Source organism: Streptomyces sp. NPDC057623, assembly GCF_042800355.1.
GTDB lineage: Bacteria > Actinomycetota > Actinomycetes > Streptomycetales > Streptomycetaceae > Streptomyces.
In genome coordinates this window covers 84,331-99,997 of the sequence record NZ_JBHVGZ010000010.1, presented here as the reverse complement: position 1 = coordinate 99,997, position 15,667 = coordinate 84,331, and the positions used below count along the sequence as shown (strand labels likewise).

General features: G+C 73.3%; 10 protein-coding genes and 1 pseudogene. 9 read left to right on the top strand and 2 right to left on the bottom strand.

Translation table 11 applies throughout. From position 1 onward, the window contains the following. Window positions 1-182 precede the first annotated feature (182 nt). The 4 genes from lanKC (at window position 183) to ACFU95_RS13545 (ending at window position 6,808) form a co-directional block, all read left to right on the top strand. Window positions 183-2,867: a class III lanthionine synthetase LanKC gene (gene lanKC / locus ACFU95_RS13560; RefSeq protein WP_383826293.1), complete on the top strand. Its 2,685-nt coding sequence runs from the start codon at window positions 183-185 to the stop codon at window positions 2,865-2,867. 47 nt (window positions 2,868-2,914) lie between these two features. Beyond that, window positions 2,915-3,025 (top strand): SapB/AmfS family lanthipeptide, encoded by a 111-nt coding sequence (locus tag ACFU95_RS13555; RefSeq protein WP_048578973.1) that lies wholly within the window; start codon window positions 2,915-2,917, stop codon window positions 3,023-3,025. A gap of 97 nt (window positions 3,026-3,122) precedes the next feature. Next, entirely contained in the window at window positions 3,123-4,856 is a 1,734-nt protein-coding gene (locus tag ACFU95_RS13550) for an ABC transporter ATP-binding protein (protein ID WP_383826288.1), read from the top strand. After that, window positions 4,853-6,808 (top strand): ATP-binding cassette domain-containing protein, encoded by a 1,956-nt coding sequence (locus ACFU95_RS13545; protein ID WP_383826285.1) that lies wholly within the window; start codon window positions 4,853-4,855, stop codon window positions 6,806-6,808. Before ACFU95_RS13550 ends, ACFU95_RS13545 begins: the two co-directional genes overlap by 4 nt. Here the strand turns inward: ACFU95_RS13545 and ACFU95_RS13540 are convergent. Continuing rightward, window positions 6,731-7,291, bottom strand: a pseudogene (locus ACFU95_RS13540) (LuxR C-terminal-related transcriptional regulator); the annotation flags it as partial. The gene ACFU95_RS13545 and the pseudogene ACFU95_RS13540 sit on opposite strands and share 78 nt — an antisense overlap. Window positions 7,292-7,569: 278 nt before the next feature. Here ACFU95_RS13540 and ACFU95_RS13535 point away from each other — a divergent pair. Then, complete coding sequence (locus tag ACFU95_RS13535) at window positions 7,570-9,720, top strand: SpoIIE family protein phosphatase (RefSeq protein ID WP_383826283.1); 2,151 nt, start codon at window positions 7,570-7,572, stop codon at window positions 9,718-9,720. Between the two features lie 97 nt (window positions 9,721-9,817). On the opposite strand, the gene ACFU95_RS13530 is transcribed toward ACFU95_RS13535, so the two are convergent. Continuing rightward, a complete protein-coding gene (locus tag ACFU95_RS13530) occupies window positions 9,818-11,203 on the bottom strand; it encodes a S1 family peptidase (RefSeq protein ID WP_383826280.1) in 1,386 nt (461 codons plus the stop codon). Window positions 11,204-11,391: 188 nt separating this feature from the next. Here ACFU95_RS13530 and ACFU95_RS13525 point away from each other — a divergent pair, with 188 nt between their 5' ends. The 4 genes from ACFU95_RS13525 to ACFU95_RS13510 all read left to right on the top strand — a co-directional run bounded on the left by ACFU95_RS13525 (window position 11,392) and on the right by ACFU95_RS13510 (window position 15,666). Next, on the top strand, window positions 11,392-11,805 hold the full coding sequence (locus ACFU95_RS13525; protein ID WP_383826277.1) for a PaaI family thioesterase: 414 nt from the start codon (window positions 11,392-11,394) through the stop codon (window positions 11,803-11,805). Window positions 11,806-12,281: 476 nt separating this feature from the next. Beyond that, window positions 12,282-12,497, top strand: a complete 216-nt coding sequence (locus ACFU95_RS13520) for a hypothetical protein (RefSeq protein ID WP_030052098.1) — start codon at window positions 12,282-12,284, stop codon at window positions 12,495-12,497. 140 nt (window positions 12,498-12,637) lie between these two features. Then, a complete protein-coding gene (locus ACFU95_RS13515; RefSeq protein ID WP_383826274.1) occupies window positions 12,638-13,444 on the top strand; it encodes an HlyD family efflux transporter periplasmic adaptor subunit in 807 nt (268 codons plus the stop codon). Then, on the top strand, window positions 13,441-15,666 hold the full coding sequence (locus ACFU95_RS13510) for an NHLP family bacteriocin export ABC transporter peptidase/permease/ATPase subunit (protein ID WP_383826272.1): 2,226 nt from the start codon (window positions 13,441-13,443) through the stop codon (window positions 15,664-15,666). The genes ACFU95_RS13515 and ACFU95_RS13510 overlap by 4 nt, the downstream gene beginning before the upstream one ends. Window position 15,667: the final 1 nt, after the last annotated feature.

The window sequence follows — 15,667 nt, the reverse complement described above, 5'->3', positions numbered from 1 at the left end:
CGCTTATGAGACACCCGCGCAGCCCCTGTGAGCGTTCCGTGGAGCGAAGGGGCCCGATGCTCGAAACGCACCGAACATGACTTGACGCATGCGTTCCGCACGGTGATCTCGTGACAGCCGTGACTGTCCGTAGCCGCAGCATCGCTGGAAGTCTCGGTGCCGGGCCAGCGGAGGGGGGACGAATGGACAAGCGCTACGAGGTGTACGCGCTCGCCGACCCGCACTTCTACGAGACACCGGACCGGCTGTCCGCCGACCGGCACGGAACCGGGCGGCTGTACGAGGCGGCACGGCGCGAGATCCCCGAGGGCTGGACGTCGGCGCGGATCGGCGACTGGCTGACGCTGACGCCGGTCGGCCCGGACGGCGCCCCCCTGCCGGGCCCGGCCCAGGGCTGGAAGATCCATGCCTCGGCCACCCTGGCGAACGCGGGGAAGATCGCGCGGATCGTGTGGGACTACTGCGTGCCGCGGGGCATCGCGTTCAAGTTCGTTCCCGGCCCGCACCTGCTGCACCTGCGCAACGCCAAGTACGCGGGCCGCGACTCCAGCGGCAAGTTCGTCACCGTCTACCCGGCCGACGAGGAGCAGCTCCACCTGGTGCTGCGCGAGCTGGGCCGGCTGCTGGAAGGGTTCGAGGGGCCGTACATCCTCACCGATCTGCGCTGGGAGGAAGGGCCGCTGTACGTCCGGTACGGCGCGTTCGCCCGCCTCTTCGTCGTCGACGAGCGCGGTTCGCTGGTGCCGGCGGTGCGGGACGGTGCGGGGCAGTTGGTGCCGGACCTGCGGGCGCCGTCCTTCCAGGTGCCCGAGTGGGTGACGCTGCCCGCCTTCCTCGCGCCGCAGCTGGCGGCCCGCAACGCCACGACGGTCGGCGAACTGCCGTACCGCATAGAGAAGGCACTGCACTTCTCCAACGGCGGCGGGGTGTACGCGGGCACCGACACCCGGGACGGCCGCAAGGTCGTCCTGAAGGAGGGCCGGCCGCACGCGGGCCTCGCCGCCGACGGCGCGGACGCCGTGGCCCGGCTGGAGCGGGAGCGGTACGCCCTGGAGCGGCTGGCGGGCACCGGCGTGGTGCCCGAGGTGCGCGACCGGTTCCAGCTCGGCGACCACAGCTTCCTGGTCATGGACTTCGTGGAGGGACGCCCTCTCAACTCCTTCTTCGCCGAACGGCATCCGCTGATCGGCCCGGACCCCGATCCGGGTGCCGTGGCCGACTACACGGCCTGGGCGCTGCGGATCCACCGGGCGGTCGAGCGTGCGGTGGAGGCGGTGCACGCGCGCGGGATCGTCTTCAACGACCTGCACGTCTTCAACGTCATGGTCGCCCCCGACGACGAGTCGGTGGTCCTGCTCGACTTCGAGGCGGCGGCCCCGGTCGGGGAGAACGGCCGTCAGGTCGTCGCCCACCCCGGCTTCCTGGCCCCGGCCGACCGCAGGGGCGCGGACGTGGACCGCTACGCGCTGGCCTGTCTGCGGCTGGCGATGTTCCTGCCCATCACCTCGCTGTTCGTGGTGGACCGCGACAAGGCGGCGCACCTGGCGGACGTGATCGCCGGTCAGTTCCCGGACGTGCCGCGGCGGTTCCTGGACGAGGCGGTCGCCGAGATCTGCCGGGACGTGCCCGGGCCCGGTCCTGACGGGGCGGCGCGTGAAGTGGCTGACGCGGGTGGGACCACGGGGTCCCGCACTTCCACGGCCCGCCCGCTCCCCGCGTCGTTCGTCGAGCCCGGCGACTGGCCCTACAGCCGCGACTCGATGGTCAAGGCGCTGCTCGCCTCGGCCACTCCGGAGCGCGAGGACCGGCTCTTTCCCGGCGACGTCGCGCAGTTCTCCGACGGCGGCGGGCTGGGCCTGGCGCACGGCGCGGCCGGCGTGCTGTACGCCCTCGCCGCGACCGGCGCCGAGCGCTACGACGAGGGCGAGCGCTGGCTGCTCGACCGCACCGGCCCGCCACCGATCGGCTCCCCGCTGGGCCTGTACGACGGACTGGCGGGCGTGGCCCACGTCCTGGACCTGCTCGGGCACCGGCAGCGCGCCCTGGACCTGGTCGACACGATCCTGAACGAGAGGTGGCAGCGCCTCTCCTCCGACCTGCGCGGCGGGCTCGCCGGACTGGGTCTGGTCCTCGGCGCCCTCGCGGACGCCACGGGCGAGCCCGAGCTGCGCGAGCGAGCGGCGCAGGCCGCGGACATCCTCGTACGGCGCCTCGCGGCACCGGCCCCGTCCGGGCCCCGGCCGCGCGCCGGGCTGATGAGGGGAGCGAGCGGTCCGGCGCTGTTCCTGCTGCGCCAGTACGAACGGACCGGCGACCGCGGGCTGCTGGACGCGGCCGGTGCGGCGCTGCGTCAGGACCTGGCGTGCTGCGTCGAGCAGAAGGGCGGCTCGCTGGAGGTCGACGAGGGCTGGCGGACCATGCCGTATCTGGGGGACGGAAGTGTCGGGGTGGGGATGGTCCTCGACGACTACCTCGCGCACGCGAATGACGGCACCGGCGCCTTCGAGCAGGCCCGCTCCGGCATCCTCACCGCCGCCACCTCCCGCTTCTACGCTCAGCCCGGCCTCTTCCAGGGACGTGCCGGGATGATCCTCCACCTCAGCCGCACGACGGCACCGGGCGCGGACGCGGACCGGCTGGCCGGGCAGATCGCCGGGCTCGGCTGGTACGCGATGTCCTACCAGGGCCAACTGGCCTTCCCCGGGCACCAGATGATGCGTCTCTCCATGGACCTGGGCACCGGAACGGCCGGCTGCCTGCTCGCGCTCGGAGCGGCCCTCGCCGCCGACGCGGGCGGCGCGGCCCCGGCCCATCTGCCCTTCCTCCCGCCGCCACCGCGGCCCCGAGAACGCGGCTCCGCAATCTGACGGAGCCGTGGCACAACCCCGTCCCCACGGAATGAGAGGACAACGAGATGGCACTGCTCGACCTGCAGACGATGGAGACCGAGGAGTACACCGGCGGCGGGAGCGTGGCGAGCCTGTTGCTGTGCGCCAGCCAGGCGAGCATCACGCTCTGTCTCTGACAGATCTGATGAGCTCGCGGCCCCGGCCGGTCTCCCTCCCGCACGGGAGGGGCCGCCCGGGGCCCTTGCCCGGACGAGGGAGCGAGGCCGCAGCCGTATGACGACTCCGACTTCTGCCGCCGCCCCGTCCCGGGCGCTGCTGCGTAAGGCCACCCGGCACAGCGGTACCCGTACCGCGGCCCTGTGCCTGGTGAGCACGGCCGCGACCGGGGCCGGGCTGCTGCTGCCCGCCGCGCTCGGCCGCACCCTGGACCTCCTGCTGGCGCGGGCCCCGGCGACGGGCTGGGTGCTGTGCTGCGCCGGGCTCGTCCTGTCGCTCGCCCTGCTCGACGGCTGCCAGAGCGTCCTCGCCGGCACGGTCGACGCCCGGACCACGGCCTGGCTGCGGCGCCGGCTGATCCGGCACGTTCTGGCGGTGGGCCCCGCGGTCACCGCCCGCTTCGGGGCCGGCGACCTGGTCGCGCGGCTCGTCGGCAACGCCGCGCAGGCCGGCACGGCGCCGGGCGCCCGTGCCGCGCTGCTCGCCGCGTTCGCCGGGCCGGTCGGGGGCGTCGTCGCCCTGGCCCTGATCGACGTATGGCTCGCGGTCGTGTTCCTCGCCGGGGCGCCGGTACTGGCCGCCCTGCTACGGGCCTTCGCCCGCGACACCTCCCGGTGCGAGACGCGCTACCAGCAAGAACAGGGCAGGATCGCGGCCGCGCTCGCCGAGGCCGTCGACGGCCACCGCACCATCCGGGCGGCCGGTACGGCGGACCGGGAGACGGCGCGGATCCTGCGGCCGCTGCCCGAACTCTCCCGCGCCGGGCACCGCATGTGGCAGGTGCAGGGCCGGGCCTCGGCCCAGGCGGTCGCCGTGGCCCCGCTGCTCCAGCTGGGCGTCGTCGCCGTCGCGGGTGTCCTGCTCGCCCGACACCGGCTGTCCGTCGGCGAGTTGCTCGCCGCGTCCCGCTACGCGGTGCTGGCGACCGGCGTCGGCATGCTGGTCGCCCACCTCGCGGGCGTGGCCCGGGCCCGGGCGGCGGCGGGACGGCTCGGTGAGGTCGCGGCCGAGCCGGCCCCGGCCCATGGCGGCCGCCGACTTCCGCCGGGCCCCGGCCGGCTGGAGCTGCGCGGCGTGACGGCCCGGCGCGGGGGGCACACCGTGCTGTCCGGGATCGACCTGGTCGTCCCCGGCGGGACCACCCTCGCCGTCGTGGGCCGCTCCGGCGCGGGCAAGTCACTGCTCGCCGCGATCGCCGGGCGGCTGACCGACCCGGACGACGGCGAGGTCCTGCTCGACGGCGTCCCGCTGAGCGAGCTGACCCACGACGACCTGCGCCGGGCGGTCGCCTACGCCTTCGAGCGCCCCGTCCTGCTGGGCGGCACCGTCGAGGAAGCGATCGCGCTCGGTCTGCCGCCCCTCTCCCGCACGCACCTGCGGGAGGCGGCCCGCACCGCCGACGCGGACGATTTCGTGCGCCGTCTGCCGCACGGCTACGCCACCGCCCTGGCCGACGCCCCGCGCTCCGGCGGCGAGTCCCAACGGCTCGGACTGGCCCGGGCGTTCGCCCGGCGCGGCCGCCTGCTGATCCTCGACGACGCGCTGTCCAGCCTCGACACGGTGACCGAGGCCCGCGTCACCGAGGCCCTGGCCGGCGGCGGCTCGTCGGCCACCCGCCTCCTGGTCGCGCACCGGGCGGCCACGGCGGCCCGCGCCGACGCGGTGGCCTGGCTGGACGGCGGGCGGGTGCGGGCGTTGGGGCGGCACGAGGAGCTGTGGGGGACGGCGGCGTACCGGGAGGCGTTCACGGGAACGGCCTCGACGGCCTCGGCGGAAGAGGCGTGCCCATGAGCGGCCGGACCGGCACGACCGGCGGGCTCTACCCGCGCGGGCTGCGCTTCCTGCGGTCCCGGTGGCGGGTTCTGGTGCGGCTCGGCGTCTGGTCCGTGCTGGAGACGGGGCAGAGCTTCCTCATCGGATACGCCCCGGCCCGCGCCCTGGACGACGGGTTCCTCCAGGGCCGGACGGAGGTCGGGCTCGGCTGGCTCGGCGTCGCCGGGCTCGGTGTCGTCCTCGGCGCGTACGGCACGGCCCGGGTGTACGCGGCGGTCGCGGCGCTGGTCGAACCGCTCCGCGACCGGCTCGTGACGCGGGTGGTCGAGCGTGGGGTCCGGGAGGCGGACCGGGGGGCGCTGTCCGGGCTCACCCAGCAGGTGGAGATCGCGCGGGACACCTTCGCGGGGCTGGTGATGGTGTCGCGGTCGTTCGTGTTCACCGCGGTGGGCGCGCTGGTCGGCCTGTTCTCGCTCGCGCCGCTGCTGCTACTCGTCGTGCTGCCTCCCCTGGCCGCGGGGGTGGGCCTGTTCGCGGCGACGCTGCGCCCGCTGGCCCGCCGGCAGGAGGTGTTCCTCACGGCCGACGAGGCCCTGGCCGACCGCCTCGGCGCCGTCTGCCCGGGGCTGCGGGACATCACGGCGTCCGGCGCCGAGGAGCGCACGGCCGCCGCCGCCGGGGACCTGGTGGACGCCGAACTGCGGGCCGCCCGCGCCCTCGCCCGCTTCGGCGTGCTGCGCGTTGCCGCTCTCGCCCTGGGCGGCCGGATCCCGGTCGTGCTGCTCCTCGCCACGGCGCCCTGGCTCCTGCGCCAGGGCGTCACCACCGGCGCCCTCCTCGGCGCCCTGGCCTACGTCACGCAGTCCCTGCTCCCCGCCCTGCACAACCTGGTCCACGGCCTGGGCACCAGCGGTTCCCGCCTGGCGGTGGTGCTACGGCGGCTGGCGCCGGAAGGGGCAGACGGTGATCCGGCAGCGCTTCGAAGGGACACGGGGCAGCCGAGGCACACGCGGCGCCGCCGCGCGGGCGCGACCGGCCACGACGGGCTCGCGGACGATCGACGGCAGGGCGCGGCACTGCCGGCGCAGCGCGGCGCGCTCACCCTCACCTCCGTCACCTTCGCCTACGGCCCCACCGCGGCCCCCGTGATCGAGGACCTCGACCTCACCCTCCCGTCCGGCGCCCACCTGGCCGTCGTCGGACCGAGCGGCATCGGGAAGTCCACCCTGACGGCACTGGTGGCCGGGCTGCTGGAGCCCCGGTCCGGCACGATCCGGGTACACGGAAACGCGGCGCCCACGCCACAGGCGCTCGCGAGCCGGGTCCTCATCCCACAAGAGGCGTACGTGTTCAGCGGCAGCCTCGCCGAGAACCTCGCCCATCTGCGACCGGACCCCGTCCCCGAGGCGGAGTTGCTCGCGGCCGCCGAGGCGGTGGGACTGGCCCCGCTGCTCGAAGCGCTGGGCGGGCCGCGGGGCCGGGTGGACCCCGCGGCGCTGTCCGCGGGCGAGCGGCAGCTGATCGCGCTGACCCGGGCCCACCTTTCGCTCGCGCCGCTCGCGCTGCTCGACGAGGCGACCTGTCACCTCGATCCCGGGGCCGAGGCGCGCGCGGAGCACGCCTTCGCGGCCCGCCCCGGCGGCACCCTGGTCGTCGTCGCCCACCGCATCAGCTCGGCCCGCCGCGCCGACCGGGTGCTGATGCTGGACGGCCGCGCCACGGCGTACGGAACCCATGACGAGCTCGTCCGGTGCTCGGCGCGCTATCGCGCACTCGTCGGCGGCTGGACTCCCCTGCCGCGGAGGCCGTCAGAGCCAGCCCTCGCCCTGGGAGATCCGGATGGCGTCGATGCGGTTGCGGGCCCCGGTCTTGCGGGTGATGGCCGCCATGTAGTTGCGCACGGTCCCGTGGGACAGGTGCAGGCTCCCGGCGATCTCCGCGACGGAGGCTCCCTCCGCCGCGAGGGATAACACGCTGAGCTCCCGCCGGGTCAGCGGCATCTCGGCGGCCTTCAGGAAGGCGAAGCCCAGCGAGTCGTCGACGAAACGTTCCCCCTCGGCGACGCGCCGGATGCCGCGCACCAGACGGTCCGGCGAGCCCTCCTTGTCCACGTAGCCGAGCGCCCCCGCCTCCAGGGCACGCTTCAGCAGCCCCGGCCGGTTCACACTGGCCAGCACCAACAGGTGCGGCGGCGTCCGGCCCGCCTCCCGCACGCGCAGCTCGGCGAGCGGCGGGATGCCGTACGCGTCCGAGCACTCCAGGTCCACCGCGCACACGTCCGGTCGCACGGAGCGCACGCGGGCGGGCGCCCTGCGCCAGGGGGCGTCGTACACCTCCAGGTCGGGTGCTCGGCTCAGCCACTCCGCCAGCACCGATCGCACCAGACACGCGTCGTGCACCACAAGGACCCGGATCACTGCTGCCCCCTCCAGCCCGCCGTTCGCCACGTTCATGGTCTTGAACGCGTGCCCCATTGTTGGCGTCCGTGACCGTCTGCGGGCGCGAAGATCCGGCCATCAGGGTGCGCGGGGGCGCACGCGAGGCGCTTGTACGCCGGGGTCGCGCATCGACTGTGGGGGAATGGGCTCGCGATCGGGGGGTACGCGCGCCGCCCGCACGGCGCGGGCGCGGGCGTGAGGCAGGCCCTGTCCCGGTGCCGCTCGCCGTGCGCGACAGGCCCTCAGGAGGGAGATTTGAAGCCCTGGACCTTGCGCGCGGCCCGGCGGAGGAGGTGGTCGGCTTGTCCGACGGGCAGACGTCCGCGCAGGCGCCGGCCGCCACGCGGACTCGGGTCGGCCGGCCGCTGCTGTCGCTGGCTCTGGCCTCGATGATGGACGAGGTCAACGCGCATTCGGGGGCCGTGTACCTGCTGGCCAACGACGAACCCGTGCTGGAGATGGCGGTCATGGCGGGGCTGCCCCGGGCCTTCGCGGCGCCGTGGGAGCGGGTCGGGCTGAGCGCGCCGATCCCGGTCGCCGAGGCGGTGCGTGAGCGGCGGCTCGTCTGGGTCAGGGGCGAGGAGGACATGGCGGCCCGGTACCCGCGGATCGCCGTCGTCCTGCCCTACCCGTTCGCCCTGGCCGCGCTGCCCGTGGCCACCGAGTCCAACGCCTACGGCGCGATCTTCGTGACCTGGCCCGGCGCACACCCCCCGGAGCTGTCGGACCGGGAGCGGGACCATCTGAGCGCCGCCTGCCGACGGCTCGCGGTACGGCTGGAACGTGCCAGGGAGGAGAGCCGCCCACCGCTGCCGGAGCCGGACCTCATCGCCGGGCCGGCCTTCAGCGGTGCGGCCGGCACGCTCGGCACGGTGGAGGCGGCGCGGATGGTGTCGCGGCTGCCGTACGGGCTGTGCTCGCTCGATCTGCACGGCCGGATCAGCTTCGCCAATCCCGCGGCGGCCGAGCTGCTCGGTGTCCCGGTGACCCGGCTGCTCGGCAACCAGCTGTGGGCGTCGGTGCCCTGGCTCAACGACCCCGTGTACGAGGACCGCTACCGGGCGGCGCTGATGAGCCAGCAGACCACCTCCTTCGTGGCGCTGCGCCCGCCCGGGGACTGGCTGTCGTTCCGGATGTACCCGAGCACGACCGGGCTGAGCGTGCGGATCAGCAGGGCCCGCGCGGTGGCGGAGATGCGGCGCGACGGACCGCAGCCGGGCGACGCTCCGGGCCGGCTGGTGACCATCTCCCAGGTGCTCAGCCTGGCCGGGGCGCTCACCGAGGCGGCGGGTGTGCAGGACGTGGTGCAGCTGGTCGCCGACGAGATCGTCCCGGCCGTCGGCAGCCAGGCGCTGGTCGTCCTGGGATCACGGGCGGGCCGGCTGCACGTGCTCGGGCACCGCGGATACCCGGACCCGCGGATCGTGGAACGGTTCGACGGACTGCCGCTGGCCGAACCGACCCCCGGCGGGCACGTCCTGAGCACGGGGGTGCCCGCGTTCTTCGACTCCCAGCAGCAGCTGGAGCGCCTGTATCCGGCGCGGGGCGCGACTCCCGACGGCTTCGCGGCCTGGGCGTATCTGCCGCTGATCGCCTCCGGCCGGCCGGTCGGCACCTGTGTCCTCGCCTACGCCGAACCGCATCCGTTCCCGGCGGACGAACGAGCGGTCCTGACCAGCCTCGGCGGGCTGATCGCGCAGGCCCTGGAGCGGGCCCAGCTCTACGACGCCAAACACCAGTTGGCGCACGGCCTCCAGGCCGCCCTGCTCCCCCACTCCCTGCCGCCGCTGGCCGGCGTCGAGGCGGCCGCGCGCTATCTGCCCGCCACCCAGGGGATGGACATCGGCGGCGACTTCTACGACCTGGTGCCGACGGAGCAGGGCCTGACGGCGGCGGTGATCGGGGACGTACAGGGGCACAACGTCACCGCGGCCGGCCTGATGGGCCAGCTCCGGACCGCCGTACGGGCGTACACGACCGTGGGCCAGGCACCGGAGGACGTCATGCGCAGCACCAACCGGCTGCTGCTCGACCTCGGCTCGGACCTGTTCGCCAGTTGTCTGTATCTACGGCTCGATCCGGCACACGGGCGAGCGGTGATGGCCCGTGCCGGGCATCCGCCGCCGCTGCTGAGACGGCCGGACGGACGGGTGCGGGTGCTCGATCTCGCGGGTGGGCCGCTGCTGGGCATCGACGGGTCGCCCGTCTATCCGACGACGGAGGTCGACCTCACGCCCGGCTGCGTACTGGTCCTCTACACGGACGGGCTGATCGAATCACCCGGCGTCGACATCGAGGACGCGCTCGCCGAACTCGGCCAGCTGCTCGCCGAGGCGGGCGAACGCCCCTTGGACGAGCTGGCCGATCTGCTCGTCCAGCACAGCGCGGCGCGGCGGGAGCGGGTCGACGACGTGGCGCTGTTGCTGCTGCGGGCGCGGGACTGACGGCCCGGACGCGAAGCGGTCCGGCCCTCCCGCCGGAGGGCCGGACCACGTTCTCGTCCGTCCGGATCACTCGGATCCGTCAGTCGGTGTCAGGGCGTCAGTTCCCGACGCCGTTGCCGACGATCTCACCGAGGCCGTTGCCCGTGCCGTCGGCGTTGCCGTTGCCGACCTCTTCACCGGCACCGGCTTCCTGACCGGCCCCGGCGTCCTGACCGGCACCGGCCTCTTCGCCCGCACCGGCCTCTTCGCCCGCACCGGCCTCTTCACCGGCGCCCGCCTCTTCACCGGCGCCCGCTTCCTCACCGGCACCGGCTTCCTCACCGGCGCCGGCCTCGTCACCCGCACCGGCCTCCTCGCCGGCACCCGCGGCACCGCCGAGGGTCGCGCCGACCGCCTCCAGTGCGGTGGTCACGGGCTGGAAGAAGGTCTCGCCGCCGACCGTGCAGTCACCGCTGCCGCCGGAGGTGAGGCCGATCGCCAGGCCGTCCTGGGTGAACAGGGAGCCGCCGCTGTCGCCGGGCTCGGCACAGACGTCGGTCTGGATGAGGCCGGTGACCGTGCCCTCGGGGTAGTTCACGGTGGCGTCGAGGCCGAGGACCTGACCGTCGCTCAGCCCGGTGGTGCTGCCCATCCGGAAGACCTGGAGGCCCACCTCGGCATCGGCCGCCTGGCTGATCGCCAGGGTCTGGTCGCCTAGGTTCACCTCGCTCGGTGCCTCGGTCGCCGGGTCGTCGTACTTGACCAGCGCGAAGTCGCCGTCGCCGGGGAAGGTGGCCTGGTCGACGGTGGCGATCGGCTGACCGCCCTCGGCGTCCGACCACTGCTCGGCCGCCACCCCGCAGTGACCGGCGGTCAGGAAGGCGGGGGTTCCGTCGCCCGCGGTGACGTTGAAGCCCGCGGAGCAGCGTGAGCCGCCGGCGAAGATGGCGTCGCCGCCGGAGAGGAACGTCTTGAAGGTGCCGGCCGACTTCTTGATGGTCGCCATGCCGGAGCCGAGGCTCTGGACGGTCGACTCCAGCTGGTCCCAGTTGTCGCCGGTGACGGTGGAGTCGGCGGTGACGAGGATCTTGTTCGTTCTGGGGTCGACGGCCCAGGCGGTGCCGGCGATGGTCGCCTCGGACTTCAGGGTCTGCGCGCCGGACGCGAGCTCGGACAGGCTGTTCTCGACCTCGCGGACCTTCGCGCCGGCCTTCTTCGCCTGGACGATCACGTTGTTGTTGTCGCCGGGGACGACGTTGACAACGAGCTGCTGGCTCTCGGAGTCGTAGTAGGACCCGGCGAAGGCGTCGCCGAGCAGGCCCGCGAGCTGCGAGGCGAGGTCCGAGGCGTCCGCCGACTTCAGGGTCCTGGGGGCCGCGGCCTCGTCCGACGCGCCGTCCTGCGACGCGTTGGCGTTCGGCAACAGAATCGCGGCCGCTCCGAGCGCCACCACGCTGCCCGCGGCTATCGCGGCCTTGCGCTTCGGGATTCGCTTGTGACTCAAACTTCTCGACCTCCTGGGGGACGGGGTCTGTGCCGCCGTCTCAGCGGCAGCTGTTCGGGGCGCCTGGTTGGCAGTGGGTACGCACGGGTCGCTCGGGGCGTTCAATTCCGTTTGCGCGCGCCCCAGTCGAAACACCGAATCGGCCAAGGACCGCGCCTGGCGTTGCGGCGGCGGGAACAATCCCCCATATGACGATGACCTCCGCCGAAGCCGACAAGATCCTCTCCGCCAACTTCGCCCCCTGGGTGCTCGCCCTGGACCTGTCCGTCGAGGCGGTGGAGAACCGGCGCGTGATCCTGCGAATGCCCTGGTCGGACCGGCTGGCCCGGGAGGGCGGGGCCCTGTCGGGGCAGGCCCTGATGGCGGCCGCCGACACCGCCACCGTGATCGCCGTGTCCGCGGCGCGCGGGGCCTACGGGCCGATGACGACGGTGCAGCAGTCGACGTCGTTCCAGCGCGCGGTGATCGGTTCGGATGTCCTGATCGAGGCGGTCGTCACCAAACTGGGCCGCCGTATGGCGTTCGCCGACATCGCGATGACCGATGAGGGTTCGGGCGACATCGCGGCCCGCGCGAGCACGGTGTACGCGCTTCTGGGCTGACACGATCCGCCACCGATCAGTAACGGTCGGTTGAGAATTCCGAACGGAATCCAGGCTTCAGGGAATCTGCACATTCAATACTCAACGAAGTCACCGTGCGCCGGGCTTCTGCACAAGGGAGCTACCGAGGGTCACCCCCTTGAGGCGGGAGTGTCGCATTCGCCACCGCATCGTCCGAAGGCCCGTCGAGCGGATGCAACAGCCCGCCCGAGCCGATGCTGTGACGCATGTGAAGAAGTCGCCCCCAAGACGTGCGCACATCTGCACGGGTCGCTGCCGCCCGGACCAAAGTGCCCTGGTGAGACAGGAGTTTGATTGGAAGCGCGCAGCCGCAGCGTGCTTTGATCCATCGCACCGCAGGGGCCGTGAACGGCTTTCGGAAACGGGTGCCGGGTACCTGCGGTCGCGGCCGTCATCTGTCCCCAGAGGGGGCCGCTCCCCCTTGTGAAATACCCATTAGGAAGGGAAGTTCCATCATGAACTCCACCCCCCAGGTTGCGACCGTCGAGATCTCCGACGCCGAGCTCGACAACGTCTCCGGCGGCCTCCAGGTCAACGCCGTGAACGGTGCCCTCGACGCTGTCAACGGCATCGCCCCGGTTTCCGGCCTGGTCGACACGGTCGTCGGCACCGTGGAGGGTGTCACCGGCCTGAACACCGCCCCGGTCTCGGGCCTGGTCGCCGGTCTCTGATCGCGCCTTCATACCGCTGAGTCCCGGAGCCGTTCCCCGGCTCCGGGGCTTTCGGGTGTCGTGAACCGAACGGCACCATCCGCACCACGGCCGGACCACGCGAGCCGGCCTCCCGTCATCCTCAGGTGAGGGAAAATCCCGTGCAGTTCCGCCAACAGGCCCTCGCCAAGCTCCAGTCACCGGAGGAGCTCGACCTTCCGGTGCGTTTCGCCCGCCCGCAGGGCTGGCTGGTGCTCTCCGTGACCGTGGTCGTCATGGCCGCCGCCTCCGTGTGGGCGGTGACCGGTTCGGTCGCCTCCACGGTCGGCGCGCCCGCCGTCCTCACCCACGGCCAGGGCAGCTACATCCTGCAGAGCCCCGTCGCCGGCCAGGTCACCGCGGTCCTCGCCGAGCAGGGCCAGCGGCTCCCGGCGAACTCCCCCGTCCTGAAGGTCCGTACCGCCAAGGGCGACACGGTCGTCCGTACGGTCGCCGCGGGCCGGGTCACCGCGCTCGCCGCCACCATCGGGCAGATCATCTCCACCGGCGCGAACGTCGCCGCCGTGGAGAAGGTCGCGCATGCCAAGGACGCGCTCTACGCGACGGTGTACGTGCCCGCCGAGAACGCGGCCTCCATCCCCGACAAGGCCGCCGTGGACCTCACTGTCTCCTCCGTGCCCACCCAGGAGTACGGCGTCCTGCGCGGCCGGGTGAAGTCGGTGGACCGCTCCGCTCAGTCGGCGCAGCAGATCGCCGCGTTCCTCGGGGACAACCAGCTGGGCGAGCAGTTCACCAAGGACGGCAGGCCGGTCGCCGTGCTGGTCGAGCTGGACCGGAAGTCCAGCACGAAGAGCGGCTACAAGTGGTCGTCCACGGACGGACCGCCGTTCTCCCTCACCTCGATGACCATGGCCGACGCCTCGATCGAGCTGGCCGACGAACGTCCCGTCGATTGGCTGCTGCCGTGAGCACCGCGCAGGAGACCCGCAGCGGCAGGCGCCGCTCCGCCCCGCCGAAGCGGCCCGTGCCCAAGGGCAGGTCGAAGACCGTCCGCACGCCCACCGTGCTCCAGATGGAGGCCGTGGAGTGCGGCGCCGCCTCCCTCGCGATGGTGCTCGGCCACTACGGCCGCCATGTCCCGCTGGAGGAGCTGCGCATCGCGTGCGGCGTCTCCCGCGACGGCTCGCGCGCCAGCAACCTGCTCAAGGCGGCCCGCAGCTACGGTCTGACGGCCAAGGGCATGCAGATGGACACGGCCGCCCTCGCCGAGGTGAAGACCCCGGCCGTCCTGTTCTGGGAGTTCAACCACTACGTCGTCTACGACGGCATGGGCCGCCGCTTCGGCCGCCGGGGCGTGTACATCAACGACCCCGCCAAGGGCCGCCGCTTCGTGCCCATGGAGGACTTCGACGGCAGCTTCACCGGGGTCGTCCTGGTGATGGAGCCCGGCGAGGACTTCAGCAAGGGCGGGCGCAAGCCGGGCGTGCTCGGCGCGATGCCGGCCCGGCTGCGCGGCACCGCGGGCACCATGCCCGCCGCCGTCCTGGCGAGCCTGCTCCTGGTGGTGGTCGGCGCGGCGGTGCCCGCGCTGAGCCGCACCTACATCGACATGTTCCTCATCGGCGGCCAGACCTCCCTGCTGGGCGTGCTGTTCGCGGCCATGGGGACCTGTGTCGCGCTCACCCTCGTGCTGACCTGGCTGCAACAGGCGAACCTGCTGCGCGGCCGCATCATCTCCTCCACCCTCTCCAGCGCCCGCTTCCTGCGGCATCTGCTGCGGCTGCCGGTGACGTTCTTCTCCCAGCGCAGCCCGGCCGACCTGGTGCAGCGTCTCCAGTCGAACGACGCGGTGTCCGAGACGCTGGCCCGCGACCTCGCCGCGGCGGGCGTGGACGCGGTGGTCGTCGTCCTCTACGCGCTCCTCCTCTATACGTACGACCCCCAGCTCACCTTCGTCGGCATCGGCGTCGCCCTGCTGAACGTCGTCGCCATGCGTGTCGTCATCCGGCTGCGGGCCACCCGTACGGCGAAGCTGCGCGCGGACAGCGCCCGCCTGACCAACACCTCCTACACCGGCCTCCAGCTGATCGAGACGATGAAGGCGACCGGCGGCGAGGACGGCTACTTCCGCAAGTGGGCCGGACAGCACGCCACCACGCTGGAGGAGCAGCAGCGGCTCGGGGTGCCGAGCGCCTGGCTGGGCGTGGTCGCCCCCACGCTCGCCACGCTCAACAGCGCGCTCATCCTCTGGATCGGCGGCATGCGCGCGGTCGAGGGCGGCATATCCGTCGGTCTGCTGGTCGCCTTCCAGGCCCTGGTCACCCGCTTCACCGCCCCGATCACCCGCCTGAACGGCGTCGCGGGCCGCATCCAGGACTTCGCCGCCGACGTGGCCCGGCTGAAGGACGTGGAGAACTTCGAGGCGGACCCGCTCTACGGCCGCCCCGGCACCGGAGAGTCGACGCGCCGGCTGCACGGCCACGTCGAGCTCCAGAACATCACCTTCGGCTACAGCCCCCTCGACAAGCCGCTGCTGACGGGCTTCGACCTGACGGTGGGCCCCGGCCAGCAGGTGGCCCTGGTCGGCGGCTCCGGCAGCGGGAAGTCGACGGTCTCCCGGCTGATCTCGGGTCTGTACGCCCCCTGGGAGGGCGTCATCCGCATCGACGACCAGCGCATCGAGGACATCCCGCGCGGCGCGCTCGCGGCCTCCGTCTCCTTCGTCGACCAGGAGGTGTTCCTCTTCGAGGGCACGATCCGCGACAACGTGGCGCTGTGGGACCCCTCCATCCCCGACGAGGCGGTGGTGGACGCGCTGCGCGACGCGGCGCTGTACGACGTCGTCATGCGCCGCCCGGGCGGCATCCAGAGCAGGGTGGAGCAGGACGGCCGCAACTTCTCCGGCGGGCAGCGCCAGCGCCTGGAGATCGCGCGGGCGCTGGTGCGCCGCCCCAGCATCCTGGTCCTCGACGAGGTGACCAGCGCGCTGGACGCCGAGACCGAACAGATCGTGATGGACAACCTGCGCAAGCGCGGCTGCGCCTGTGTGGTGATCGCGCACCGGCTCAGCACCGTGCGCGACAGCGACGAGATCGTCGTGCTCCAGCACGGCACGATCGTCGAACGCGGGCGGCACGAGGAGCTGGTGGCGCGCGGTGGCGCGTACGCGGCACTGGTCAAGGAGCGATGAG